The sequence below is a fragment of the Actinoplanes sp. M2I2 genome (genome assembly GCF_023544445.1).
GTDB lineage: Bacteria > Actinomycetota > Actinomycetes > Mycobacteriales > Micromonosporaceae > Actinoplanes.
On the sequence record NZ_JALPVJ010000016.1, the window covers coordinates 188497 to 213053 of the forward strand.

The 24557-nt window shown below is 71.6% G+C and carries 27 protein-coding genes and 1 pseudogene; 10 read left to right on the forward strand and 18 right to left on the reverse strand.

Going from position 1 to position 24557, the window contains the following annotated elements:
• The first annotated feature begins 75 nt into the window (after positions 1 to 75).
• Both HJC40_RS30790 and HJC40_RS30795 read left to right on the forward strand, forming a co-directional pair.
• Positions 76 to 567: a septum formation initiator gene (locus HJC40_RS30790; RefSeq protein WP_250006430.1), complete on the forward strand. Its 492-nt coding sequence runs from the start codon at positions 76 to 78 to the stop codon at positions 565 to 567.
• A gap of 85 nt (positions 568 to 652) precedes the next feature.
• Positions 653 to 1810 carry an alkaline phosphatase PhoX gene (locus tag HJC40_RS30795; RefSeq protein ID WP_250006431.1) on the forward strand — a complete coding sequence of 386 codons (1158 nt, stop codon included), beginning with the start codon at positions 653 to 655 and terminating at the stop codon, positions 1808 to 1810.
• Here HJC40_RS30795 and HJC40_RS30800 read toward each other — a convergent pair.
• Both HJC40_RS30800 and HJC40_RS30805 read right to left on the reverse strand, forming a co-directional pair.
• Complete coding sequence (locus HJC40_RS30800; RefSeq protein ID WP_250006432.1) at positions 1807 to 2061, reverse strand: hypothetical protein; 255 nt, start codon at positions 2059 to 2061, stop codon at positions 1807 to 1809. The two genes, HJC40_RS30795 and HJC40_RS30800, sit on opposite strands and share 4 nt — an antisense overlap.
• 138 nt (positions 2062 to 2199) lie before the next feature.
• Positions 2200 to 3006 carry a cyclase family protein gene (locus tag HJC40_RS30805; RefSeq protein WP_250006433.1) on the reverse strand — a complete coding sequence of 269 codons (807 nt, stop codon included), beginning with the start codon at positions 3004 to 3006 and terminating at the stop codon, positions 2200 to 2202.
• A 103-nt stretch (positions 3007 to 3109) separates the two neighbouring features.
• Here HJC40_RS30805 and HJC40_RS30810 point away from each other — a divergent pair, with 103 nt between their 5' ends.
• Positions 3110 to 4087 carry an ATP-binding cassette domain-containing protein gene (locus tag HJC40_RS30810; protein ID WP_250006435.1) on the forward strand — a complete coding sequence of 326 codons (978 nt, stop codon included), beginning with the start codon at positions 3110 to 3112 and terminating at the stop codon, positions 4085 to 4087.
• Positions 4084 to 4929, forward strand: a complete 846-nt coding sequence (locus tag HJC40_RS30815) for an ABC transporter permease (RefSeq protein WP_250006437.1) — start codon at positions 4084 to 4086, stop codon at positions 4927 to 4929. Before HJC40_RS30810 ends, HJC40_RS30815 begins: the two co-directional genes overlap by 4 nt.
• Here HJC40_RS30815 and HJC40_RS30820 read toward each other — a convergent pair.
• The 3 genes from HJC40_RS30820 to HJC40_RS30830 all read right to left on the reverse strand — a co-directional run bounded on the left by HJC40_RS30820 (position 4914) and on the right by HJC40_RS30830 (position 6460).
• On the reverse strand, positions 4914 to 5345 hold the full coding sequence (locus tag HJC40_RS30820) for a tyrosine-type recombinase/integrase (RefSeq protein ID WP_250006438.1): 432 nt from the start codon (positions 5343 to 5345) through the stop codon (positions 4914 to 4916). The two genes, HJC40_RS30815 and HJC40_RS30820, sit on opposite strands and share 16 nt — an antisense overlap.
• A gap of 540 nt (positions 5346 to 5885) precedes the next feature.
• Positions 5886 to 6086 carry an AlpA family transcriptional regulator gene (locus HJC40_RS30825; RefSeq protein ID WP_250006440.1) on the reverse strand — a complete coding sequence of 67 codons (201 nt, stop codon included), beginning with the start codon at positions 6084 to 6086 and terminating at the stop codon, positions 5886 to 5888.
• An 8-nt stretch (positions 6087 to 6094) separates the two neighbouring features.
• Positions 6095 to 6460 (reverse strand): hypothetical protein, encoded by a 366-nt coding sequence (locus tag HJC40_RS30830; RefSeq protein ID WP_250006442.1) that lies wholly within the window; start codon positions 6458 to 6460, stop codon positions 6095 to 6097.
• Positions 6461 to 6514: 54 nt separating this feature from the next.
• Between HJC40_RS30830 and HJC40_RS30835 the strand changes: the two genes are divergently transcribed.
• Positions 6515 to 6724 (forward strand): hypothetical protein, encoded by a 210-nt coding sequence (locus HJC40_RS30835; RefSeq protein WP_250006444.1) that lies wholly within the window; start codon positions 6515 to 6517, stop codon positions 6722 to 6724.
• Positions 6725 to 6822: 98 nt separating this feature from the next.
• Here the strand turns inward: HJC40_RS30835 and HJC40_RS30840 are convergent, their stop codons facing one another.
• Positions 6823 to 7134: a hypothetical protein gene (locus HJC40_RS30840; protein ID WP_250006446.1), complete on the reverse strand. Its 312-nt coding sequence runs from the start codon at positions 7132 to 7134 to the stop codon at positions 6823 to 6825.
• Positions 7135 to 7244: 110 nt separating this feature from the next.
• Between HJC40_RS30840 and HJC40_RS30845 the strand changes: the two genes are divergently transcribed.
• Positions 7245 to 7703, forward strand: a complete 459-nt coding sequence (locus HJC40_RS30845; RefSeq protein ID WP_250006448.1) for a hypothetical protein — start codon at positions 7245 to 7247, stop codon at positions 7701 to 7703.
• An 87-nt stretch (positions 7704 to 7790) separates the two neighbouring features.
• Here HJC40_RS30845 and HJC40_RS46715 read toward each other — a convergent pair.
• Positions 7791 to 7988 (reverse strand): annotated as a pseudogene (locus HJC40_RS46715) (helix-turn-helix domain-containing protein); the annotation flags it as partial.
• 272 nt (positions 7989 to 8260) lie between these two features.
• Between HJC40_RS46715 and HJC40_RS30850 the strand changes: the two are divergent.
• Complete coding sequence (locus HJC40_RS30850) at positions 8261 to 8536, forward strand: putative quinol monooxygenase (RefSeq protein ID WP_250006450.1); 276 nt, start codon at positions 8261 to 8263, stop codon at positions 8534 to 8536.
• Between the two features lie 6 nt (positions 8537 to 8542).
• The gene (locus tag HJC40_RS30855) at positions 8543 to 9484 is read left to right on the forward strand and encodes an alpha/beta hydrolase (RefSeq protein WP_250006452.1); all 942 of its coding nucleotides are present in this window, start codon (positions 8543 to 8545) and stop codon (positions 9482 to 9484) included.
• 25 nt (positions 9485 to 9509) lie between these two features.
• On the opposite strand, the gene HJC40_RS30860 is transcribed toward HJC40_RS30855, so the two are convergent.
• On the reverse strand, positions 9510 to 10160 hold the full coding sequence (locus tag HJC40_RS30860; protein ID WP_250006454.1) for a TetR/AcrR family transcriptional regulator: 651 nt from the start codon (positions 10158 to 10160) through the stop codon (positions 9510 to 9512).
• An 81-nt stretch (positions 10161 to 10241) separates the two neighbouring features.
• Between HJC40_RS30860 and HJC40_RS30865 the strand changes: the two genes are divergently transcribed.
• Complete coding sequence (locus HJC40_RS30865) at positions 10242 to 10697, forward strand: nuclear transport factor 2 family protein (RefSeq protein WP_250006456.1); 456 nt, start codon at positions 10242 to 10244, stop codon at positions 10695 to 10697.
• A gap of 9 nt (positions 10698 to 10706) precedes the next feature.
• Here the strand turns inward: HJC40_RS30865 and HJC40_RS30870 are convergent, their stop codons facing one another.
• From HJC40_RS30870 to HJC40_RS46325, 9 genes are all read right to left on the reverse strand, one after another.
• Positions 10707 to 11123 (reverse strand): PPOX class F420-dependent oxidoreductase, encoded by a 417-nt coding sequence (locus tag HJC40_RS30870; protein WP_250006458.1) that lies wholly within the window; start codon positions 11121 to 11123, stop codon positions 10707 to 10709.
• Positions 11124 to 11287: 164 nt separating this feature from the next.
• A complete protein-coding gene (locus HJC40_RS30875) occupies positions 11288 to 12046 on the reverse strand; it encodes a hypothetical protein (protein ID WP_250006460.1) in 759 nt (252 codons plus the stop codon).
• Positions 12047 to 12053: 7 nt separating this feature from the next.
• On the reverse strand, positions 12054 to 16163 hold the full coding sequence (locus HJC40_RS30880; protein ID WP_250006461.1) for a polymorphic toxin-type HINT domain-containing protein: 4110 nt from the start codon (positions 16161 to 16163) through the stop codon (positions 12054 to 12056).
• A gap of 59 nt (positions 16164 to 16222) precedes the next feature.
• Positions 16223 to 16699 carry a hypothetical protein gene (locus HJC40_RS30885; RefSeq protein WP_250006463.1) on the reverse strand — a complete coding sequence of 159 codons (477 nt, stop codon included), beginning with the start codon at positions 16697 to 16699 and terminating at the stop codon, positions 16223 to 16225.
• Positions 16700 to 16882: 183 nt separating this feature from the next.
• The gene (locus HJC40_RS30890; RefSeq protein ID WP_250006465.1) at positions 16883 to 19387 is read right to left on the reverse strand and encodes a M14 family zinc carboxypeptidase; all 2505 of its coding nucleotides are present in this window, start codon (positions 19385 to 19387) and stop codon (positions 16883 to 16885) included.
• Between the two features lie 96 nt (positions 19388 to 19483).
• The gene (locus tag HJC40_RS30895) at positions 19484 to 19945 is read right to left on the reverse strand and encodes a GNAT family N-acetyltransferase (protein WP_250006467.1); all 462 of its coding nucleotides are present in this window, start codon (positions 19943 to 19945) and stop codon (positions 19484 to 19486) included.
• A 143-nt stretch (positions 19946 to 20088) separates the two neighbouring features.
• Positions 20089 to 20913, reverse strand: coding sequence for a MetQ/NlpA family ABC transporter substrate-binding protein (locus HJC40_RS30900; protein WP_250006469.1), 825 nt, complete (start codon positions 20911 to 20913; stop codon positions 20089 to 20091).
• Between the two features lie 12 nt (positions 20914 to 20925).
• Positions 20926 to 21582 carry a methionine ABC transporter permease gene (locus HJC40_RS30905; RefSeq protein ID WP_250006471.1) on the reverse strand — a complete coding sequence of 219 codons (657 nt, stop codon included), beginning with the start codon at positions 21580 to 21582 and terminating at the stop codon, positions 20926 to 20928.
• On the reverse strand, positions 21579 to 22646 hold the full coding sequence (locus HJC40_RS46325; protein WP_250006473.1) for a methionine ABC transporter ATP-binding protein: 1068 nt from the start codon (positions 22644 to 22646) through the stop codon (positions 21579 to 21581). The genes HJC40_RS30905 and HJC40_RS46325 overlap by 4 nt, the downstream gene beginning before the upstream one ends.
• Positions 22647 to 22917: 271 nt before the next feature.
• On the opposite strand from HJC40_RS46325, the gene HJC40_RS30915 reads away from it, so the two are divergent.
• Positions 22918 to 23469 carry a Uma2 family endonuclease gene (locus HJC40_RS30915; RefSeq protein WP_250006475.1) on the forward strand — a complete coding sequence of 184 codons (552 nt, stop codon included), beginning with the start codon at positions 22918 to 22920 and terminating at the stop codon, positions 23467 to 23469.
• Here the strand turns inward: HJC40_RS30915 and HJC40_RS30920 are convergent.
• Positions 23462 to 24496 (reverse strand): NACHT domain-containing protein, encoded by a 1035-nt coding sequence (locus HJC40_RS30920; RefSeq protein WP_250006477.1) that lies wholly within the window; start codon positions 24494 to 24496, stop codon positions 23462 to 23464. The genes HJC40_RS30915 and HJC40_RS30920 overlap by 8 nt on opposite strands.
• Positions 24497 to 24557 lie beyond the last annotated feature (61 nt).

Here is a 24557-nt window from a genome sequence, read left to right on the forward strand (position 1 = left end):
CCGGCCTGCGGTCTTAACCGTCCTTTAGCGCGCGGGCGGGACAGCCTTAGCTGTCGGTGCGGCATAGTTCGGTTCATGCCGTCCGTGAAGCCGCCGCGTCCCGTCGTCGTCGCCGCCGGGTGGCTGGCCGCCGCCCTGGTCGCGACGCTGGCCGGCCTGGGCGGGATCCGCCTGGTGGGCGACAGCCTGACGGGTACGCCGGGTGGGGTGCGTAGCGCGGAGGACGTGGAGCGGGCGTTGGCGGCCGCCCCCGTGCCGTCAGCGCCTACGTCGGCGCCCCCGTCGGCGGCGGCCTCCTCCTCCCCTGCGGCGGCGCGCGGCACGCAAGCCGTGTTCGCCGGTGCGGGCGGCACCGCGACAGTGCGCTGCCGGCCCGGCGACCAGGCGTATCTGGACAGCTGGTCCCCGGCGCCGGGCTATCGGGTGCACGATTACGACCGGGGGCCGGACGACGAGGTGAGGGTCCGCTTCGAGGGCCCGGACGGCCGGGCCGAGTTCAGGTTCCACTGCGCCGGCGGCGTGCCGCAGCGTGAACAGCGGCGGGGCGGCAGCGATGACGACGATTGACCGTCGTCAATAGGCTGTGCGGCGTTCATCCCACGGCCAGCGGCGCCCAGCAGGCTTCGCGGGGAGCGACCCTCGAGGAGGATTCATGGACCGACGTTCCCTGCTGCGCGCCACCGTCGCCGGAGCCGGTGGACTCGCGCTGCCGTTCACGGCCTGGCCCGCGGCGTACGCGGCTCCGGCACAGAACGCGACCGGGCCCTACGGAGCACTGCAATCGGCCGACGCCAACGGCATCCGGTTGCCGGCCGGCTTCACCAGCCAGGTGGTGGCGCGTTCGCGGCAGGCCGTGCCCGGCACGTCGTACGTCTGGCACGACGCCCCCGACGGCGGCGCGGTCATCCCGAACGGCACCGGCTGGATCTACGTCTCGAACTCCGAGGTGTCCTCGTCGGCCGGCGGCGGCGCGTCGCGGATCGTCTTCAACGCGAGCGGTCAGGTGACCGGGGCGTCCCGGATCCTCAGCGGCACCAACCAGAACTGCGCCGGCGGAAAAACGCCGTGGAACACGTGGCTGTCGTGCGAGGAGGTCAGCCTGGGGCGGGTCTACGAGACCTATCCGCTGGGTGGGACGGCTGTGGTGCGACCCGCGATGGGCCGGTTCAAGCACGAGGCGGCCGCGGCCGACCCCGTACGCCAGGTCGTCTACCTGACCGAGGACGAGACCGACGGCAAGTTCTACCGGTTCATCCCGACCACCTGGGGCAACCTCTCGGCCGGGCGGCTGCAGGTGTTCCGCGCGGGCAGCGCCACGTCGGGATCGTTCACCTGGGCCGACGTCCCCGACCCGGACGGCTCGCCGACCGCCACCCGCAACCAGGTGTCGGGGGCCAAGTCGTTCAACGGCGGGGAGGGCTGCCACTACGCGAACAACACCGTCTGGTTCACGACCAAGGGTGACAACCGGGTCTGGCAGGTCAACCTCGCGAACAACACCTACGAGCTGGCGTACGACGACAGCCTGGTCAGCTCGGGCACGGCTCCGCTGACCGGGGTCGACAACGTCACCGGCACGGCGTCGGGTGACCTCTACGTCGCCGAGGACGGCGGCACGATGGACATCTGCCTGATCACGCCGGACGACAAGATCTCGGTCTTCCTGCGGGTCACCGGACAGGGCTCATCGGAGATCACCGGACCGGCCTTCACGCCGGCCGGCAACCGGCTCTATTTCTCGTCGCAGCGCGGCACCTCCGGAGCGTCCTCCGGCGGTATCACGTACTGCGTGACCGGGCCGTTCCGCTAGGATTTTCGAGCGTCCAGCACGGCGGTCACCGCCGCGACGGTGACGATCGCGCAGGTCAGTGCGACGCCGCGGGCGCCCCAGGCGACCATGGCCACCGAGAGCAGGCCCCAGACGACACCGGCGGTCACCAGCACGGTGATCAGCACCGGACGGGGCCAGCGGGGCCAGGGCGCGCGGGTCAGCGCGGGGTAATCCGTGGTCAGCCGGGCGACGATGTCGTCGAATTCCCTGCGCTTGTCCTCGGTGCTCATCCCGATCAACCTCCCAGTGGGGCACGAAGGCCTTCCGATCGCACTGTACGTCGCGAAGATGTCCCCGGGTTCGAAAGATCTTCACGAAATTTCTGTGAAGACGTCATCCGGGGACGTCTCCGCCGGTTCCGGGGCCGCCTACCAGTTCGCGAAAACCCTGGCCTGGCCGCCGGAACCGTCCTGATAAGGGATCAGCCCGACCGTCAGCGTCGCGCCGTACGGCGGGACACGATCGAGGTGGGCGACGTTCTCCACGCCGTAGCGGTCGGCGCCGGTGAGCGCCAGATGGGTCTCGAAGCCGGTCGAATTGCCCGGGTCGATGCTGAGCGTGTCCACGCCGAGGCAGCGGATGCGGCGCTTGGTGAGCAACCACTCGCAGGCCTCGACGCTGAAGCCCGGGAAATGCAGTCCGCCCTGGGCGTCGGCGCCCCGGTAGGCGTCCACATCCCCGGCCTTCGCGGCCCAGCCGCTGTGCATCAGGACGGCGGCGTCGCGCGGGATCCGGTCGTACCGCCGCTCGTAGGCCACCAGGTCGGCGACGGTGACCGTGGTGTCGGGCTCGCGGGCGGCCCGCCGGGCGATGTCGACGACCACGGCCGGGCTGATCAGCTCGGCCAGAGCCAGCTCGGTCGACGTGCGGCCGCCGGCGGTGAAGTGCGCCGGCGCGTCCACGTGCGTCCCGAAGTGCTCGAGGATCGACCATTCCTGCATGTAGTAACCGTCGTCGGGAATCGACGTCACCGTGCGGCGGGACGGCTCCTCCCCCGGCTCGAACGCGGGGAACGACGGGGTCACCGGATGGGTCAGGTCCTGCAGACCGGTCCTGCGGGCCGGACGGCCGGCGGCCTGCGCGGGGGCGGCCGCGGGCAGCGCCACCGCGGCCGCCGCTGTTGTGGCCGCCGCCCCGAACAGAAGTGAACGACGAGTGACTTTGTCGATGCACATGGGGGCAATCTAGCGCCGCGAAGGGGCGAACGGGGGCTTCGAGCCCCGGGAAATGTCGTACCCTCCCGCGAAGATGTGGCTACGCCCAACGGAGGGACAAGCCATGACCGCACCGGCGATCGAGACAGCCGGCCTCGTGAAGACGTTCGGGGACAACAGAGCCGTCGACGGGGTCGATCTGACCGTTCCGACCGGCACCGTCTACGGGCTGCTCGGCCCGAACGGCGCGGGCAAGACCACAGTGGTCCGCATGCTCGCCACCCTGCTGCGCCCCGACGGCGGCACGGCCCGCGTCTTCGGCCACGACGTGGTGCGCGAGGCCGACGCCGTCCGCAGCCGCGTGAGCCTCACCGGTCAGTACGCGTCGGTCGACGAAGACCTGACCGGCACCGAGAATCTGGTGCTGCTGGCCCGGCTGCTCGGGCACTCCCGGGCGCAGTCGCGCGACCGGTCGGCCCAGCTGCTGACCGCGTTCGGCCTCACCGAGGCGGCCGACCGCCAGGTGAAGAAATACTCCGGTGGCATGCGGCGGCGCATCGACATCGCCGCGAGCATCCTCAACACCCCCGACCTGCTCTTCCTCGACGAGCCGACCACCGGCCTCGACCCGCGCAGCCGCAACCAGGTGTGGGACATCGTCCGCATCGTGGTCGCGGCGGGCACGACGGTGCTGCTCACGACGCAATATCTGGACGAGGCCGACCAGCTGGCCGGGCGCATCGCGGTGATCGACCACGGCCGGGTGATCGCCGAGGGCACGCCCGGCGAGCTCAAGTCCTCGATCGGTGCGGGCACCGTGCACGTCCGGCTGCGCGACGCCGCCCGGCGGCCCGAGGCCGAGCGGCTCCTGGCGTCGGTGCTGGGCACCACGGTGCAGCAGGGGTCCGATCCGGTGGCGCTCACCGCGCGGGCCGACGCGGGCGGCTCCGATCAGGGCGCGGCCGAGCTGGCCGCGCGGGCCCTGGCCCGGCTGGCCGAGGCCGGCATCGTCGTCGACGACTTCTCGCTCGGGCAGCCCAGCCTCGACGAGGTGTTCCTGGCCCTGACCGACCGCCCGGCCCCGCAGGAGGTTCCGGCATGAGCACCGACACCGCCGAGTCCGTGACCGCCTATGCGCCCTCCCGCGACACCCTGGGGGCGGTGCTGGCCCGGGCCGACCGGCCGAAACGACCAAGTGCCCTGTCGGCGTCGCTGACGTTCGGCTGGCGCGCCGTCCTCAAGATCAAGCACGTGCCCGAGCAGCTGTTCGACGTGACCGCGTTCCCGATCATCATGACGCTGATGTTCACGTATCTGTTCGGCGGCGCGCTGGCCGGCTCCACCGGCGAATACCTGCAGTTCTTCCTGCCCGGCATCATGGTGACCAGCGTCGTCATGATCACGATGTACACGGGCGTCGGCCTCAACACCGACATCGAGAAGGGTGTCTTCGACCGCTTCCGCACCCTGCCGGTGTGGCGCCCGGCGGCCCTGGTCGGCATGATCTTCGGCGACGTCCTGCGCTACATCCTGGCCGCCACCACCATCATGGTCGTCGGCCTGATCCTGGGCTTCCGTCCCGAGGGCGGCTTCCCCGGCGTCGTCGGCGGCATCGCCCTGCTGGTCGTCTTCTCGTTCGCGTTCTCCTGGATCTGGACGATGTTCGGCCTGTTCCTGCGCTCCGAGAAATCAGTCATGGGCGTCAGCATGCTCGTGCTGTTCCCCTTGACGTTCCTGAGCAACGTCTTCGTCGAGCCCAGCACCATGCCGGGCTGGCTGCAGGCCTTCGTCGAGGTCAACCCGGTCACCCATCTGGTGAGCGCCATCCGCTCCATCATGGCCGGCCGCCCCGACATGGCCGAGATGACCTGGACCTTGGTGGCCAGCGCCGTCCTGGTCCTGGTCTTCGGCTCCCTGACCATGCGCCTCTACAACCGCAAGTAGGTGACGGGTCTCGGGCCTGGGCTCCGAGCTGCGAAGACATTGATTAGGCCTCTCCCGGGGCGCAGGTGGGGCACAACGCCGTGGCCGAGCGCGGACTCGATGGCATCGCGCGACCGGTCTTCGTCGTCAGGCCAAAGGTGGCTGTAGACGCCGAGGGTCTCGGTCGCGTTGCCGTGCCCCAGACGGGCGCTCACCACGGTCACCGAGAGGCCGGCGCGGATCAGCAGCGAGGCGAAGAAGTGCCGCAGGTCGTGAGTGGTCACCCACGACGGCAGACCGGCGGCGGCCCTCGCCTTGGCCCACAACTTGTTGAAGTCCTGGCGCCGCACCAGGCCGCCGCGCGGGCCGGTGAACACCTGCTCGTCGCCTGCAGCTGGATACGCCGCCAGGTGAGTCGCGAGCACGTCGATGGTCACCTTGGGCCAGAGGTAGCTTGCGGTAGGAGTCCTTGTTCTTGAGCGGGCCGAGCTCCACTCCCCCGCCGGCCACCGGCTGGGCCTGGCGCTCGACGTTTAGCGTCCGCCGCAGGAAGTCAACGCCGAGCACCTGCAGTCCGAAGAGCTCGCCCTGACGCAGACCGGTCCCGGCGCCGACGAGCACCAGGACGCGGTACCGCTCGGGCATCGCGGCGGCGAGCGCGTCGACCTGCTCCAGGGTCATCGGCACGGTCTGCTTGCGGGGCAGCTCGGGCAGCTTGATCCGGGCCGACGAATCGAAGGGGATCAGCCGGTCGCGCACCGCGGCCACGAGGATCGCGAGCGGGTCACCCCGAACTGGCAGCCCGCGGGCGCCGGCAGGGGAGGCGAGGTCAGCACCACGACAGTCAACCTGAACCTGCCGTCGACCGCCGGGATCAACCCGGTGGAGTACGGGCGGCAGATCGCCGTCGCCCTGCAGCCCTACCTCGCCGCGGGTGGCAGCATCGTGGTCCGCGGCCAGACCGTGCTGAGCGGGAGCTAAGGCGATGGTGGGCCGTCGGGCGACCAGTGCTCGGCGGCCCAATTTTCGACAGCGTCGATGCGCCAGACGTCGCCCGTCGACAGCCGGGCGGCCGGCTCCGGGAAGTCCGGTCGCAGGGTGAGCCGGTAGGCCTTGCTGCGGTGCACCCCGAGGCGCTCGGCGATCTCGGCCCGGCCCCAGTACGGCAGGTGGCTCATCTGACGTCCTACCGCAGGTGCTGTTGGCGGCTGCGGGCGTAACCGGACTGGCGCTCCAGGGACCAGCGGATGATCCGGCGCGTCTCGGGCTCGGCACCCCAGAACTCGACCTGTGCCTCGTGCAGCGACTGCGCCTTCTCGGCGTGTGCGGCGCAGAGCAGGTGCTCGACCTCGTAGTTCAGGACGATCGCCGTCGGCGTTTCGCCGCATATTTCGCATCGGCGACCCTCGGCGACCGCCGCGGCGACCAGCTTGGCGCGAAGCTCGATTAGCTGCTCGGCGTCCATCTGGTTCGCGCCGTACGGGTCGCGCTGGCTGTCGCGCCACTCGTGCGCGGCCGCGACCGCGTCAGCGTGCTGCTCTTCCGGTGTCATCGGTAGCGCGCCCCGCGGCTGCGGTGCTCCTGGCCGAGCGTCATCAGCGGCCGGGTGACAGTGGTCGGCGCGTCCCAGGCCGGCCGGGCCGACCGGTCGAAGTGCGGGATCCGGTCGAGCATCGTCGCGACGCAGCAGGGCAGCTCCTCGCCGCATCAGCAGCGGTTCGGCTTCAGCAGGGGCAGCCACCGCTTCCGCGGCGTGTGCTCGACGAATCGTCTGTGCCTGCGCATGCTGGTCGCCTCCCGCATCGTCTTCGACTGAGCGAAGACGGCGGGCCACCGAACTTGGGGGAACGCCTACCCGCCGCCTTCACACCCGTTCATCAAGGCGACAGGGTGAGTAGCTATTGCTCGGTGCAATCAGCCCTTCAGCAATTCGCGCAGATTCGCCGCCACCGCGGCGTGACGCATCTGCTTACTGACGGCATTTCGGCTGGTCCGGCGCAGGATGGCACCAATGCTGTCGCGCACCGTCGGCCGCAGCCGGAACCATTGCGGGCCCACACTCTCAGCGCGCAGGAACGCCGCGATCGCTTCATCGTCGCGGCCGACCTCGGCCAGCGCGGTGGCCACGTCGGCGTAGTAGGGAGCCTGCCGATTCGCCAGGGGGATCCGGCCGGGAGCGACCAGCTGGGCGGTCTCAATCGCGTGGTGCGGCTCGCCGAGCTCCATCTCGACGGACACCTTCCAGAAGCCGACATTCGTGGGCCCGAACGCGAACCGAGCAAGGCCCAGGTCCTCGGCTCGCCGATCGAATCCGCCGCCTCCGAAGCCTCCACCAGGTGGTCACGGGCAACGTCAGGCCGACGGTCGACGGCGGCCCGCAGCGCCGCGTGAAGGTGCAACATGCCGTACGCCTGCCGGGCCTGGTCGTCGCCGATGGCCGGCTGGATCTCGTCGGCCACCCGCTGTGCGAGCCGGGTCGGAGCGCCCGGCATCTCCGGCGGCATGGCCAGGATCCGAACGAACTCGGCGATCCCGATCCACGCCGGGTCGCCCAGCTCGCGTGCCTCGGCGACGGCCAGGCGGGCGGCGTCGCGGGCCAGGTCGGCGAAGCCCAGGTGCTTCAGCGTGTAGACACCCACGTGAGCAACCTGGACGAGGTCGCCGCCGCGCAGGCCACCGAGCAGGTTGGGCAGCATCGGCGCGACCGTCGTGAAGTCGTACGCACCGCCGGCCTCCATCACCGTCTGCACGTCGTAGTGCGGCTCGGTCAGCTCGCCGACCTCACGCCGGATTAGGGCGTCGCGGATGGCCGGCACGTGAGCGGATGCCGCGGCCCGGGCCGGGTCGGTGGGATCGCCGAGCTTGCCGGTGAGGTCCGCGATGGACACGTCCAGGGCGTGGGCCAGGGCGACGAGGGTGGCGCGGCGCTCAACGGGCCGGGTGCCGGTTTCGATCTGGCTGAGGTAGGGCTGGCTCATGCCGGCGAGGTCGGCCAGGACGCGCTGGCTCTTGCCGCGGCGTCGTCGCCAGTACGCGACTTGTGCCCCGATGAACAGGTTCTCGCCGATGGTGGCGGCCATGCCTTGCCCCCTGGTAGCGGTCAGGGTGTGGCGACCGGCCGCTACAACCGGCCGCCGAGGTCGACGGTACCTCGCGTGGATCCGAGACCCCGCCCGGTCCGATCCTCGCTGCTGTCGGGCCCGCCGATCCCGGCAGCAGCGAGGATCAGGCAAGCATGGGGCAGGATCGTTCTCCCGTCACCCCGCCTCGGGATGATGCGATCAAGTGGTCAGCGACCCGCATCGGGGAAAGGCCACCGAGAATGACCGTCCACCACGGATTCCACGCCACCATGACAGCCCGACCCGGGCGCGGCGACGAAGTCGTCCAGCTGCTGCTCGCGGCGCCGTCGCTGCCCGAGCGGGACTGCGTCGTCTTCCTCGTCGGCCGGTCGGCCAGCGACCCCGACGTCGTCCACGTCACCGAGGGCTGGTCGAGCCGGGAGGCGCACAGCGCGTTCTTCGGCAGCGATCGGGCCCAGGCCTTCGTCGCCTCGTTGCAGGCGATGCTGACCGGCGAGTCCGCCTACTCCGACGAGGTGCCGCTCGGCGGCAAGGCTGCGTTCTGATCCGCGATGCCGACCCCGCCTGAAATCGACACCCAGCTCCGTACGCTCCTCGCCGGCCTGCCCGCCTTCCCGAGCCTCGACCGCGAGACGCTGGCCCAGATCCGGCCGTTCGCCGCCCCGGCCATCGAGCCGCTGCTCGAGGGTCGCGCCGTCACCCGGCGCGAGATCACCATTCCCGGGCCGGACGGCGCGTCGCTGCCCCTGACGATCCTCAGCCCGCCGTCGCCCGAAGCCGCTCCCTGCGTCTACTGGATCCACGGCGGCGGCATGGTGATGGGCAACCGCTACTCGCAGATCGACATCCCGCTCGAGTGGCTGGAACGGTTCGGCGCGGTCGTCGTCTCGGTGGACTACCGCCTGGCCCCGGAGTCCGGCGGCACCGCGCTGGTCGACGACAGCTATCAGGGCCTGCTCTGGGTCGCCCAGCATGCCGCCGAGCTGGGCATCGACCCGGCCCGCATCGTCGTGGCCGGGGCCAGCGCGGGCGGGGGCCTGGCCGCCGGCGTCACGCTGATGGCCCGCGACCGCGGCTATCCGGCGGTCGCCGCCCAGGTGCTGATCGGCCCCATGCTCGACCACCGCAACGCCACCACCTCCAGCCGCCAGTTCGCCGGCGACCCGGGCGTCTGGACCCGCGCGATGAATGCCTTCGGCTGGCAGTCGGTGCTGGCCGGGCTGACCGACGAGGTGGTGCCCGAGTACGTCTCCCCCGCGCTGGCCACCGACCTGTCCGACCTGCCGCCCACGTACGTCGACGCCGGGTCGGCCGAGGTCTTCCGCGACGAGGTCGTCACGTTCGCGTTCCGCATCTGGGCCGTCGGCGGCGACGCCGACCTGCACATCTGGGCCGGCGGCTTCCACGGCTTCGACGCCCTGTTCCCGCAGGCGCCGATCTCGGCGAGCGCACGCGAGACCCGTACCGCCTGGTTGGCCCGCCGGGTGACCTGACGCCGGCGGCGGCTTCGAGCCCGGGTCAGCGCGCCTGCGGCATACCGGCCGCCGTGGCGGCGATCATGCGCTGCAGCGTCGGCCGGAACGGCGGGAACGCCCGCGCGATCTGCGGCTCGCGATCGTAGAGTTCGCGGAGCGCCGCGGACGGCCTGGTCAACGGGAAGAGCTTGGCGACGAACGCACTGGACGCCATGACGAGCGCGGCGCCGTCCCGGTCGGTCAGCCGCGGCTCGGCCGTCGCGATGTGCCGGCCGACCGTCAGGTAGGTGTCGATGGCCCACACCTTGTAGACCCGCAGGGCCTCGACGGAGACGTTCTGCTCCAGCATCGTCTCGGCGTGCGTGGTCAGATCGCAGTACCGCGGCCGGTCGGCGAACGTGTCCGCGAGCACGGCCGCCACCGCCGCGAAGCCGCTCGCCGGTCGCAGCCCGGTGATCGCGGCCTCCGCCCAATCCGCGCCGTCGCGCATGGCGAGCTGCAGATAGATCTCCTCGCGGGTCCCGAAGTAGCGCAGGACGTTGGACTTGGCCAGCCCGACCGCGGCGGCGATGTCGCCCAGGCTGACGCGGGCGACCCCGGCGTCGTCGGCCAGGCGGCGGGCAGCGGCGAGGATCATCTCGCGCCGCTGGTCCTTCTGTTCCGGGCGTCGGGCCCGCTGAAACGACGCTTCCATGGCGGTCCTCATGGTAGACCCGGAAACATCAGAACACCGTTCTCTTGTTAAGAGCACGGTGTTCTTCTAGCATCGTCGTTCATGACCGTCACCGAGACCGACCTCAGCCGGACCATCGACGCCTTCGTGGCCGGCTTCAACGAGCCCGAACCGGACCTCGACCGGGTGATGTCGTTCTTCGCCGAGGACGCTCGATACCTGCCCGGTCACGTCCCCGAACTGCGAGGGCTCGCGGCGATCCGGGCGGAGTTCGCGCCCCAGTTCGCCGGGCGGTACGGCGCCATGACCTTCGACGTCTACGACAAGGTGATCGACGAGGAACGCCGCCGGGCCACGATCCGCTGGGCCTGCCGGCTCGACCTCACCGGAGCGGCCGGCCGGCGAGCGATGCCGGCCCTGCGCTGGTTCGCCCGCCTCCGTCACGGCGGCCGCCTGCAGTGGCACGGCCTGGACGTCTTCCACTTCGACACCGCGGGCCGCATCACCGGCAAATACACCTACGCCACGTTCCGTCTGCCGCTCATGGAACGCGGCTGATCCCGCGTCCTAGGGCCGGCGGTGCTCCGTCCTGGTCATCGGGTACCACTCGGCGCCGGCGGGCCGGCCCTCCAGGTTCCAGCTCCACGAGACCGTGGGCGTGATGCGGAGATAGACGCCCGGCCCGACCAGGCCGACCCGCTCGAAGGGGGCCTCGGCTTCCCCGTACACGCGGAGGCCCCGGGCGACGAACGGCTCGAGCGACACAAGATCATCGACGACCAGGGCGACCTTGCCCCGCCCGGCCGCGACGTTGCGGAACTTCCTGGTGCCGCGGACGGTCTCGCCGCCGCCTACCCACAGGTAGGTGCCGTCGAACTCGACCGCCACCGGCACGACGTCGGGCTGCTCCCCCGCGCCGAGCGTGGCCAGCCGGCCCAGCGACTGCGACCGCAGGTAGGCGACCTCTTCCTCGGTGAAGGCCATGACGCCAAACTACCGGCAAACCACCAGAAGCCGACGACGAGCGTTGAGCCCCTGTCTGCGTGCTCCATCGCGCGGACCATCTACGAGCAGTCGGGGATGGTGGCCGGCCTGACCGAGGTCGTGTCCGCACGCGGCCCACGAAACTGACCGCGGGCCGCGCGGTCTCAGCCTTTCCGCAGCGCTTCGCCCACCGCGAGGAAGGCAGCTCCCCAGGCGCTCTCGTAGGTCTCGTCATCCGGTGTCTCGGCGAGGAACCAACCCGAGAAGAAGCTGCCGGTGTCCCACTCCACGACCTGCGCCAAGGGCGACACCACAGCCAGGTGCCCGGCGACCTCCGGTCGCTCGATCATGCGCCGCGCGAGATAACCGTCGGCGCCGATCGTCCAGCCGAGGTGCGGGTCGGTGACCAGACCGTCCGGATTCGGAACGTCGATCTCCTCGCCCACGATGGCGTACGCCGGATCCAGTGCCCGGCAGAGCGCCTGAAGCACTTCGAGCACCCGCTGTCGCATGACGGCGGCCTCGGCGCGCTCCTCGTCCTCCCAAAGCTCCCGGGGAATGCCGAAGGGACCCGACTCCATCGCCACCCGGATCGGATGCCGGTCGGCCGGCTCCTCCTCCGGGGTGCCCTCGAACCCCAGCATCACCGGGCCGAGACCGGGCAGGTCGAGGCCGACCCGGTAGGCCCGCCCGGACCGCAACATCTCGTGCACCTCGGACGCGCCCAGGTCGGTCCAGAAATGGCCGGCGACATCGACTGCCAGCTTGAAGCGGACGCCCGCCTCGGCTGACCACACGACACCGTTGAGCTCGGCCCCGAGTGACCGCAGGGCCTCCGCCGCGACGAGCAATCCGGCCGGCCCCGGCTCACGATCGGCCCAGAGACCGATCGCGAGCAGGGAACCGATGGGTAATGCGCTCATTTGTGCCTCACTGCCGGTGGGCCCTCACCCTCGCCTGCATGGTCCTGACATTCTTCTCATGGACCCGATAGGCGGTGGCCAGATAGCCCACATTCGGGCCTGAGGCGTAATAGTGCACGGAGAACCACTTCCCGTCGACCTTGGCCATATGGAAAATAGTCCGGTCTTTACCGGCCGACCAGCGGCCGGTGGCCTTGCTCCTCGACACGTCCTTGATCAGCCGCTCCCATTCGGCCCGCAGACCCGACGGGACCTCACCCTTCCGATAGCCGAACCACTCGTGGGCGTGCTCGCCCCAGGTGTGGTCGAAGCGCCGATCGACCAGCTTGTTGTGCGCCTCGACCTCTTTCGGGTCCCCCTCCGACCGGTGTTCGAGGGCGTCGCGGCAACTGACGTTGTGGACCAGCACCGCCGAGTCGCCGGCCAGGACGTAGTAGGTGTTGGCGTCCTCGACCGTCAGGTTGAACATCGTCTGGTCGCCGGTGAAGCTCCAGGCGTCCACCACGGACGCCTCGGTGCCGTCCGCGGTCCGGAGCCGGTCGTCCGTGGTGAGCTTGTCAGCCGGGGCCCAGGCGCCGGTGGTGCTGTTCCAGAACGGGTGCCCGGCCGTGGTGTCCACGGTGGTCGTCCCGCCCCGGCTGTCACGCACCACGACATCGGTCAGCTCGGTGTCCTGGTTGCGGTGCAGCGCGGTCACCTCGCCCGGCCCGGTGATGTTCCGGACCGGATCGGTGGCCAGCACCCGGTCACGCAGGCGAACCTCGCTGATCGGCTTGGAGGTGCCGTCGGCCATCAGCACGCGGGTGTCCGCGTCGAAGCTGTTGCCGCCCGCCTTCTTCCGGCACTCGAGCAGATCGAGCAGGCGCTGCTGGCGCTTGAGCGCGTCCAGTTTCCGGCCCAGCATGCGCTCGGTGACCTCGTCGAGCATGGCCTGCGGGTCACCACGCGTCTCCGGGTCCAGCACGGCGAACACTCCGGAGAGGATGCCCAGACATCCGGGGATGAACAACGCGCAGGCGTTGAGCGTGTTCTGCGCGTCCCGTTCCTGCTGGAACTTGAGGCGTTCCTCGTCCGAGACCACCCGGTAGCCGCACTGCCGGTTGCCGTCCTCGATCGCCCAGCTCCAGCAGACGATGTCGCCGTCCTGGTCGGTCCGCTGCATGCCGGGCAGGCTCGGATAGCAGGAGGCGTCGCCGCCATAACCCGGCGGACGGTTGCACTTCTTGTCACCCTCGGGGTCCGGGTTGTTCCGGCGTACCTCTTCTTCCTCCAGGATCAGTCCGAGCGCGATCTCGTACGCCTCGTCGTAGTCCTCCTGCGCCAGCCGGGCACTCTCGCCCGCCTTCTCGGCCGACAACTTGGCGTCGGCCGCGGCACGCTTGGCGTTGTCCGCGTGCCCCTTGGCGACGTGCGCCGACCAGCGTGCGTCCGCGGCGGATGCTTCCGCCTTGCGCGCGCTGACCCGGGCCGCTGCCGCCGCGTTGCGGGCGGTGGCCGCCGAGGCCGCGGCCTGCTGGGCCGAGGCCTTCGCCTGCTGGGCCGAGTTGCGGGCGGCCGAGGCGTGGTTCGCCGCTGCGGTGGCCGAGTCGGCCGCCTGTTTCGCATACCGGTCAGCGGAAGCGCTGTCGGCCCGGGCCCGGGCCGCTGCCTCGGCCGCCCGGTAGGCACTCTCCTGTGCGGCCGCGGCGGCCTTCAGAGCCTCCGCGACCATGGCGTCCACCCGGGCGTTGTGTGTCGCGGCGAGGAGATCCCGCTCCTCCGCCTGGGCCTTGCCGACGTCCAGGAAGCCCCGCATGTAGGACTGCGGGCCGGCCAGGGCGATCCGGGCGGCAGCTTCGACCTCGCGACCCGGCTTGCTGTTCAGGATCGCGAGGATCTTGGTCCGCTCGTCGTGCTCGGCGGCGGTGTACTGTCCCCGCCGGAGAAAGTCCAGGCGCTGCTCGGCGGTGCCGTCCAGAGCCGCCGTGGCGGTCTGCTTGGAAGCGGCGCCGACGTTCATGATCTGCAGGATCTTGGCCCGGTCGTCGTGCTCCTTGCCCTCGTAGTACTGGGTCTTGAGGAATTCCCGGACCGTCGCGGCGGAGCCGTCGAGCGCGCTCTCGGCGGCGGTTCGCAGGGCGGCCGGTTCGCCGAACTCCGCGATCGACGCGACCCGGGTGCGGTCGTCCTGCTCGGTGGCTGTCGCCAAGTTGGTGTCGAGGAACGCCCGGATCTCCACCTCGCCGCCGGTCAGCGCCTCCTCGGCGGCACCCCGGGTATACGGACCGCTGACGTTGAGGAGCCGGACCGCCGCCTCACGCCCCTTCTGCACCACGGTTTCGGTCGGCGCACCCGGAGCACCGGCCTCGGCCAGCAGGGTGCGCGTCTCGGCATCGCGCCGACTCGTCTCCTCCGCGTCCCACGCGACCTGGGCCGCGATCTTCCGGTCCTCGGCCAGGGCCGCCTCGGCCTGGACGATGCCCTGATCGGTGAGCTCCCGCAGGCGCTCGACCTCGGCGGTGTCGGCGAGGTCGGCGACCTTCACCGCCTGTTGCGCGGCTGCCGAGGAGGCGTTGGCCGCGACGATCGCGGCGTCGGCATGCTCCCGGGCCTTCTGTGCCTTGTCCCGCGCCTCGCCGGCGGAATCGGCGGCTGCGCGAGCGGCGACGGCTGCGGCCTGCGCGTGTGAGGCCGAGTCGCGAGCAGCGGCGGCGGCCTCTCCAGCGGCGGCCGCCGCCTTGCGGGCGAACGCGACCGCGGCATTCGCGGCCCGGGTCGCCCGGGTCGCCGCGCGGCGGGCGGTGGCGGCGTTGCGCCGGGCCCGCTCGGCCTCGGCGCCGGCTGCCTGCGAGTAGCCACCCGCCTCGTCGGAGGCGTCGGCGGCCAGCTGCGCGTGGCCACTGGCCGAGGCGGCGGCCAGCGCCGCGTCGCCGGACGCGTCACCCGCCAGACGTGCCTGGTCCGCGGCGTCGGCGGCGATCTTGGCCGCGCGGGCGATCTCGAGCGCGCTGTTGGCGGCGATCCGCGCGTTGTCGGCCGCCTGCTTGTCGTTCCAGGCCAGGGACGCCTGCCCCCAGGCCCGGGTGGCGGCATCCTCGGCCAGCACCGCGGCCCGCGCCGCACGGCCGGCGGCGGTGGCGGCGGCCCGCGCCGCCGTATGCGCCTGTGCCGCGGCACCGATCGCGACCTCGGCGGCGTCGGCCGCCTGGCTCGCCGCGTCGGCGGCCCGACCGGCCGCCCGGGCGGCCTTGACCGCCGAATCCTTGGCCAGCCGCGTCTCCTCGGCGGCGACCTGTGCGGAGGCCTTGGCGCGAGCGGCAGCGGCGTTCGCCTGCTTGGCCGCCAACTCGGCGGCGGCAGTCTCCTTGGCCGCCTTCAGCCCGGCCGCCTTCGCCTCGGCGGCCAACTCGGTCACCGTGGCCAGGGTCACGTCGCGGGCCCGGCCGACCTCGACACCGGTGGCCAGGAACTCGGTGATCGCCTCCGGGCCGGCGGCCAGCGCGGCCCGGGCCATCTCCTTGGTGGCCGTGCCCCCGGTGGACATCACCGCCAGGATGGCCGCCCGGTCGTCCTGCTGCTGAGCGACGAACTGCCCGGATGCGAGGAACTCGGTGATGGCGTCGTCACCGGAGTCCATCGCCTTCTTGGCCGCGGCCTGCACGGCGTATCCGCCGGTGTTGTGCACCTGCAGGGTGCGCGCCCGCTCGTCCTGCAGCCACGCGGCCTCGAAACCGTAGGCGAGGAAGTTGTTGCGGTCCTCGTCGGTGCCGTCCAGCGCCCGGGCGGCGGCGATCTGGACCCCCGGTCCGCCGGTGGTCAACAGCCCGGTGATCTGGGTCCGGATGTCGGTGGTCCGCAGCGTCGGCTCGTCCTCGTCCAGGAAACGCTGCACGTCGGCCTCGGAGCCGACCAGCGCCGCCTTGGCCGCCTTGGCGGCGGACGGACCGCCGAAACGCATCAGGTAGAGCGCCGCCGACCGGCTCGACGGGGCCCACTCGTCCTCGGCCTCGTCAGCCCGGGCGGCGCTGCCCGGGACGGCGGCCAGCGTCAGAGCGAGCAGTGGTGTGAGCAATCCGGCCAGCCACCGGCGCCGCCGGTGACCGGACAATGGGCGCGCTGGAGTGTCCAACGATGACATGCATCCCCCTCGTGCAACGGCCGCCGCGGCGACCGCCGATGTCTGTCGATCAGTCCGGATCAGGCGCGCAGCTCGAGCAGGACAGCTTGGTTCTCGCTGTTGCCGACGCCCACGCCCTTCCAGTCGTCCTCGGGGACCTCGACGGTCTTCGTGACGTCGTCGACGGTGACCTTCGCGGACATGACGAAGTTCTCGTAGTTGCGAACGCCGTACGCCTCGGCCAGCTCGAGGGCGACGTAGCCGGTGTCACCGAGGAACTCGAAACAGAACGGCTCCGGGCGGGTGTAGCTCCACACCTCGGCGGAGGTGCGGCCCGCGCCGCAGTCGACGAGCATGATCTTGCCGTCACCGCGGATCAGCTTGATGTCGGTGTACCGCTCCGCGCCGGGATAGGCGAAGTCCTCCACCAGCGACTGCGGCGCGGGATCCTCGTCGGCGGCCATGGCGGGCACACCGGCGGCAACGCCGGCCACGATGGCCAGCGCGGCACCGATCCCGGCGGCGAGTCCGATCAGACGGCGATTGACAGCGGACACAGAGATTTCCTTCCCCCGTGGAACATTGGCGACTCGAGCGCGTCGGAAGGCGGCCGAGCGGCCGGCCGAAGAACATCGCCCAATGCCGCCAAAGCATGGGGGACGGTCGATGTCTTCGCAACCCCGTCCGTTTTGTCGCGCGGCATCACCATGCCCCTTCCGGAAACCGCCTGAGCGGTGACCTCAGGCGGCCGTCCAGTAGAGGGCTCGGGCGAACTGCGCGTAGAGGCCCTTGGGGTGGGCCCGGAACAGGGGCTCGGTGCCGAAGAGGACCGCACCACCGCCGCCGGCGGTGGTGCCGGAGACGACCGACGCCTGGCCGGCGGCCTGGGCCGGGCCCCCGGCGCCGGGGGACGCGGGCTGCCAGTGGCCGGCGACCAGCGGGTCGGTGGCGGCGTAGCGCTGCTCGACGGTGAAGCCGGTGCCGGTGAACCACAGCGGTGAGTAGACGAACGAGTTCGGCGGGGAGCCGGCGCCCACCACCGGGCCGGTGTTGGCGACGGCGACGACACCGTTCGCGTCGCCGCGGCCGGCGACGGCGGTGGCCGGCAGCAGGGCCGTGGCGGCGTTGAAGGCGGCGCCCGTGGCTCCCCGGGTGACGACGCCGCCGCCCGCGGCCACGAAGGCGTCGACGGTGGCCTTGCCGGTCGCGTTCAGCTGGGCGTAACTCAGGCCGGACGAGACGACCAGCGTGTCGGCGCCGGTCAGGGTGGCGCCGGCGTTGAGCAACGCGGTCGACACCGGGCGCACGTCGAAGCCGAGCTCGCGGAGCACGTACAGCTCGTCGGCGGCGACCGCGGCGGCCAGCACCGGCTTGGCGAACGGCGCGCCGGCGGGGGTCCGGCGGGCGGGCTCGAAGCGTACGCCGAACTGGCCGGCCACCTCCTCGGCCTGGCGGCGCGCGGAGGCCGGGACCACCACCGTGGCCGCGTCGAGCCGGGACAGCTTGACGTCGCGGTCGAGGAGCGCGTTCAGGGCGCGTACATCGGAACCGTCGCGCAGGGTGAGGGCGAGATCCTGGCCCCTCCCTCCCGTGACCGCGCCGGTGGCCGTAGCGGCGACCACCGGCGCGGACGCGACGCGGGGCGCGGCGAAGCGGCTGATGTCGACCGCGGCGCCCCACAGCAGGCGGTGGCTCCAGCCCGAGATGTCGTACATCTGGGGCACGAGGTCGGAGATGTCCCGGCCGGCTTCGAGCATCACGTTGGCCAGGCCGCGTTTCGGCTGGTGCATGTCGACCAGGTAGGTGCCCGCCGGGTAGCGCTTGCCGTTCAGCGCGAAACTCCGCAGGGCCCGCTTCACCCGGACGTCGTGGTCGACCAGGTGGTCGACGAGCCGGGCCGCGGCGGGGGTGCCGGCCGGGATGACGTACGCCCGGGGGAAGGTAGTGGAGTAGCGGTCCTCGGGCCCGAAGCCGGGCACGTAGCCGTCGGGGACGACCGGCGAGGGCGCACCGGCCCAGCCGCGCCGGAACTGTTCGATCTGGTCGGCCAGCAGGGCCGCCCGGTTCGTGTCGGCGTAGGTCAGCGTCGCGGAGATGGTCGCGGCGACGACGTCGGTGTTGACCGCGGAGCGCCGCTGCAGCTCGGCGACCGGCAACGACGTGTATTCGGCGCGGTTCACGCGCAGCGGGACCTCCACGGTGTGCCCGATCGCGCCGTGGTACATCGCGTACATCGGGGTGAAGATCGGCGGCCAGTCGTCCCAGTCGCCCGGGGCGAAGTCGCGGAACGGGATGTCGGCGCGCTGGGTCTCGGGGTGGCCGAGCCGCCCGATGGCCGCCTCCATGCCGAGCGCGTTGGGCAGCGCGTGCTTGATGTAGAGGTCGTACTCGTAGTTCTGCCCGTGCGGCGGCGTCGCCGGCTCGATCAGCGTCGTGCCGGTGTAGCCGTGCTCGTCGAGCATCACCAGCGGCTGCGTCGCGATCAGCACGTCGCGCACGGCCCGCGACTCGGGCTGCGAACTGGTCGCGTGGTCGCGGTTGATGTCGAAGCCGGCGCCGTTCGCGCGGGTGCCGGCGACCCGGCCGTCCGGGTTGTTGGTGACGGTCAGATACACCCGGGTACGACGGAGGAAGGCGGCCGTGGCGGCGTCGGAGGCGCCTGCGAGCCGCTCGATCACCCGCAACGAGCCGTCGGTCCCCTCCCACTCGTCGCCGTGGATGTTGCCGTTGATCCAGACCGGTGTCTTGTACTCGCGGGCGAGCCGCCGGTCCCGCGCGGCCGCCCGGGGGTCGTCCTCGATCAGTTTCCGCCAGCGGTCCTGCCGGGCCGACTCGGCCGCCGACTCGGGCGCGGTCACCGTGACCAGATAGAGGTCGCGACCGAGGGCGGAGCGCCCGACCACCTCGGCCGAGACCCGGTCCGAGGCCTCCTGCAGGGCATTGAGCCGGGGCGCGATGCCGTGGTACGGGACGAGGCCCAGCTTGATCGACCGGTCGGCCGGGTCGACCGGGGGCAGCGGCAGCTCGTGCCGGCGCGGATAGCCCTGCGGGGCCGGTCTCCAGGCCGGGGCCGGGGCGCCGAACACGGAAGCGCCGGCCGGCTCGGAGACGGCGGCGACCTCGTTGCGTTCCGGCCCGTTGCCGAAGTCACGGGTGGTGCCGGGGTCGCCGGCCCGGGCCGGGGACGCGGGGACGGCGAACAGTCCGGCGGTGAGCAGCACAGCGCAGAGTCGGGCCAGATCCACAGTGCACCTCCACCAGGACCCTCCCGCACGCACCGCCGGCGCCGCAACGCTCGCGGCCCATACCGTTCGGGTCATAGCACCGGCGCGCAGCGCCCTCTATCGGACGTAGTGCCGCAGCCGCACCGCTTCCTCGCGCGGCCCGGTCGAGTCAGCGGTCGTCGTGTGCGTGTATCGCCAGCCCGTGGCCTCGAAGAAGGCGACGGCAGCGGAACCCGCCTTGTCGGTGACGTCCAGGATCACCCGGCCGCCGGCCAGCACGCACACGTGGTCCAGCAGGGCACTGCCCACCCCTTGACGCCGTGCCGCCGGCGCCACGAACAACCGGGTGGCCTCCCGGCCGTTCTGGACGGCGACGTGCCCGACGATGACACCGGGGGCGCTTTCGGCCACCCACGCCTGATCGAGCCGGGGATGGTCCAGCCAGGCCCGGGGATCCGACGGCCATTTCCCCGGATACCCCATGTCCAGGCGCACCTCTCGCAGCACTTCCACACATTGCTCGAGGTCCTCGGAGCGCCGGGCTCGGATGGTCAAGGGCAGGACGGCCAGGTTGCTCACCGAAGCATCATGAGGCAACGCCGGCCATCTCACGAGATTTCCGGCGCGGCGAGCACGGCCGGGGATTTCTGATTTCAAGGCGCATCATCCGGGTGATAGCACGGGGGCCGGGACCGCCGCGCGGTCCCGGCCCCCGGAGTGGATCAGAACGCGGCCAGCACCGAGCCCTGGTACTTGTCGTCGATGAACTTCTTGACCTCGGGCGAGTGCAGCAGCTTCTCGAGCTTGACGACCCGGGCGTCGGTCTCCTCGCCGGTGCGGACCACGAGCAGGTTCGCGTACGGGTTGTCCTGCGCCTTCTCCAGCGCCAGCGAGTCGGTGGCCGGCTTGAGGCCGGTCTCGATCGCGTAGTTGCCGTTGATGACCGAGATGGCGGTGTCCTCGAGGCTGCGCGGCAGCTGGGCCGCCTCGAGCGCCTTGAACTCCAGGTTCTTGGGGTTGGCGGTGATGTCCTTCTCGGTGGCCTTGACGCCGACGCCGTCCTTGAGGGTCAGCAGCCCGTTGGCGGCGAGCAGGTTGAGCGCGCGGCCCGAGTTCGACGGGTCGTTGGGGATGCCGACCACGCCGCCGGCCGGCACGTCCGCGATGTTCTTGACGGTCTTGGAGTACACGCCGAGCGGCTCGATGTGCACCGGCTTGAGCGCGGTGAACTTGTAGCCCTTGGCCGCGATCTCCTCTTCCAGGTACGGGATGTGCTGGAAGTAGTTGGCGTTGAGCTGCTTCTCCTGCAGCGCCACGTTGGGCTGGATGTAGTCGTTGAACTCGACGATGTCGAGCTTCAGGCCTTCGGCCGAGGCGAGGTTGTCCGCGATGTACTTGAGGATCTCGCCGTGCGGGACGGGGCTGACGCCGACCTTGAGGGTGTCGCCGGCCGAGGAGCCCCCGGCCGAATCGGTGTCGGAGCCGCACGCCGCGAGGCCCAGCAGGAGGGTCGCGGAGGTGAGCACGGCAGCGAGTGCGCGGCGCATGAAATCCCTTTCCTAACGGTGTGACAGCCGGCGGACGAGGACGTCGCCCGCCATCTGGACGAGTTGCACGAAGACGATGAGCGCGACGACGGTGGCGACCATGACCTGCGTGTCGAAGCGCTGGTAGCCGTACCGGATGGCCAGGTCGCCCAAGCCGCCGCCGCCGACCACGCCGGCCATGGCCGAATAGCCGACCAGCGCGATCACGGTGATGGTCAGGCCGGCGACGAGGCCGGGCCGGGCCTCGCGCAGCAGCACCTTGCCGACGATCTGGCGGCGGGTGGCCCCCATCGCGGTGGCCGCGGCGACCACGTCGGGCGGCACCTCGCGCAGCGCGGCCTCGACGATGCGGGCGAAGAACGGGATGGCGCCGATGGTCAGCGGCACGATCGCGGCGTCGGTGCCGATCGTCGTGCCCACCACGGCCCGGGTGAACGGGATGACGGCGACCAGCAGGATGATGAACGGCAGCGAGCGGGCGACGTTGACGACGAAGCCGAGCACCGACGACACCGCGGGCGCGGCCAGCATCCCGCCCGGCGCGGTCAGCACCAGCAGGATCCCCAGCAGCAGACCGCCGATCGCGGTGAGCACGGTCGAGACGCCGACCATCCAGGCGGTCTCGCGCAGTCCGACCCCGAGCAGCTCGGAGAGTTCGCTCCAGGTCACGACGCGGCTCCCTGAATCTCGGGCCCGCTGAGCGGGGCGGCTGTCTCGAGGGGTTCGGGCCGTTCGACCGGCTCCGGCGGCGCCGCGGGCGGACCGACCTGCGCGCCGCGCTCCCGCAGGTAGGTCAGCGGGGCGTCGTCGCCGGCGGGCAGCGCGAGCCGGAACCGCCCGGCGCGGGTCGCGGCGAGCTGTTCGACCGAGCCGGCCAGGATGCGGACGTCGAGATCGAAGCGGCGGGCGACCTCGGCCAGCAGCGGCGCGTCGGCCTGCTCGCCGCTGACCGTCACGTCGACGACGGTGTGGCCCGGCAGCTCGGTCGGCGCGTCCAGCGGGAACAGCCCGCGGGCCAGCTCGGAGTCCGGCCGGTGCAGCAGGTCGGCGACGGCGCCGGACTCGACGAACCGGCCGTCGCGCATCACCGCGGCCGAGCGGCAGATCCGCTTGACCACGGTCATCTCGTGGGTGATCAGCAGAATGGTGAGGTTGAGCCGCCGGTTGAGGTCGAGCAGCAGCCGCAGGATCGAGTCGGTCGTCTCCGGGTCGAGCGCCGAGGTGGCCTCGTCGGAGAGCAGCACGCGGGGCCGGGCGGCCAGCGCCCGGGCGATGCCGACGCGCTGCTTCTGCCCGCCGGAGAGCTGGCCCGGGTACGCGTCCGCGCGCCCGCCGAGGCCCACGAGCTCGAGGAGCTCGGCGACCCGGGTCCGGCGCTCGGCCCGGGGCACGCCGGTGACCTCGAGCGCGAAGGCGACGTTGCCGGCCACGGTCCGCGACGAGAGCAGCGCGAAGTGCTGGTGGATCATCCCGATGCCGTGCCGGGCGAGCCGTAGCGGCTTCCGCTTGAGCGCGGTCAGCTCGACGCCGCCCACGGTCACGGTCCCCTCGTCCGGCCGCTCCAGCATGTTCACGCAGCGCAGCAGCGTGCTCTTGCCCGCGCCGCTCTGCCCGAGCACCCCGAACACGTCGCCGTCGGCGACGCTGAGGTCCACCCCGTCGACGGCGACGACCTCCCGGTCGCGCCGTCCCTTGGCCCGGTAGGTCTTCCGGAGCCCTTGTATCTCAATCACGTAGCACCCTGGTATGCGTGGTTGACGACCCGGTAAAACCTATAAATCCCATAGGCTTCGATACATCGATACGGTAGCGTGCGCCGACGGCGTAGGCCAATCGCTGTAACGACCGTCACGGGCAACGCCCCTGACCGTCCCCTTATTCCCTACCCCGCCCGCGCGGCGTCGCCCACCGATACCCACAGTGATGCGCACCGCTTCAGCGAGTTACCCACAGGCGCACACCACATGCGCCACCGCTCTGCTCGAAATCGGTACGCTCCCCGGCATGAGCGCAGAGGCAGTCGGCCGGCACATGCCCGCCGTCGTGACGCTCGACGACTTGACCGCGATGATGACCGCGGACGACCACCATCGATACGAATTGAGCCCCGAAGGCGTCCTCACGATCACGCCGCCACCGGGGTATGCACAGGCGATCGTCGCGACCCGGCTCACCGGTTGGCTGACGGAAATCGTCGCGCTCCCGTGCGTCACGCAGCGGGTCGGCCTGCGCATTCCGGGTCGCGCCGGTGGATTCGGCGGACGCATCCCCGACCTGGTCGTGTGGCACAAGGAACAGAGTGACGGAGTCTGGCTGCCGGTCGCCGACGTCCTCCTGGTCGTGGAGATCGTTTCCCCGGGCTCCGAGGGCATCGACACGGTGACCAAGCGAGGCGAGTACGCGGCCGCCGGCATCCCGCAGTACTGGGTGGTCGACCAGGACACCGCGCAGACCGTGACGATGCACGTCCTCGCCGACGGGCACTACACCGTCCGGGCCACGATGCCACTCGCCTGGGTCCTCAACACCCGCCCGGCCGAGCACGACCTCAGCTGACGGCGAGCGCCGCCGCGTGGTCGCGCAGCTCGGCGTGGCGGAACTGGTAGAGGCGGCCCTCGCGGCGGAGCAGGCCGGCCGCGTGCAAGGCCGGCAGGAACGGGCCGGGCCGCGGGCCGACGTCGCCGGCGCGCATCCGGCGGGCCAGGTGGGCCGTGCGGCGGGGCGGCCAGCGGCCGTCGAGCGCGCCCGCGATCTCCAGGTCGAGCAGCATCTCGCGGGCGGCGGCAGGGCCGGCGTGGGCCACGCAGCCGGTCAGGTCGGAGTGCCAGAGCAGGCCCCGGCGCATCGCCTGCACGGTCAGCGCCAGGTCGAGGGGGCGGCACAGCAGCACCCCCAGCGGCCCGTACGGATCGTCGCGCAACGCTTTGGCCAGCAGATCGAACCCGGCCGTCGAGCCGGCGAGGTTGGGCATCTCCAGCCGGCCCATCGCGTCGAGGTGGTCGGCCACGTCGGCCGCGCCCGCCGGGTCGATGCCGATGTGCTGGGCCCCGGCCAGCGGCAGCGGGTGGCTGAGCCCGGCGTCGCCGGTCAGCAGCATCACCGGGTCGTCCGGGCCGAACAGCAGGTTCACCTCCTCGAGGGCCCAGCGCCGCAGGCGGGCCGGCATCTCGTCGAGCCCGTCGAGGATGAACAGGTATTCGCCGCTGCCGATCAGGCGGGCCACCCGTCCGCCCGGCCCGGTCGCGGGCACCCGGCGCAGGTCGGGGTAGGCCAGGGCGAGACGGCGGTTGAGCCAGCCGGACAGATCGTCGGGCGGCCGCCGGGCGCTCAGCGAGAACAGCAACGGCACGACCGGCGCCGCCCGCTCCCGCAGGCCCCGGGCGGCCAGAGCGGCGAAGGTCGACTTGCCGCTGCCCGGACCGCCGTAGACGACGGCGCGCCACTTGTTCAGCGCCAGCAGGCTCGCGGCCTTGCTGGCGTACTCCCCGGCCGTCCACAACGCCTCGGCGAAGCACAACTGCTGTTCGAAGGGCTCACCCGGGCGCAGCAACCGCAGCGCCGGCGGCATGAGGGGTGGACTCACGGCGACACGCTCACGTTCGTGGGCCGACCGATGTCCATGTCGGCACCTTGACTGCCGTAAC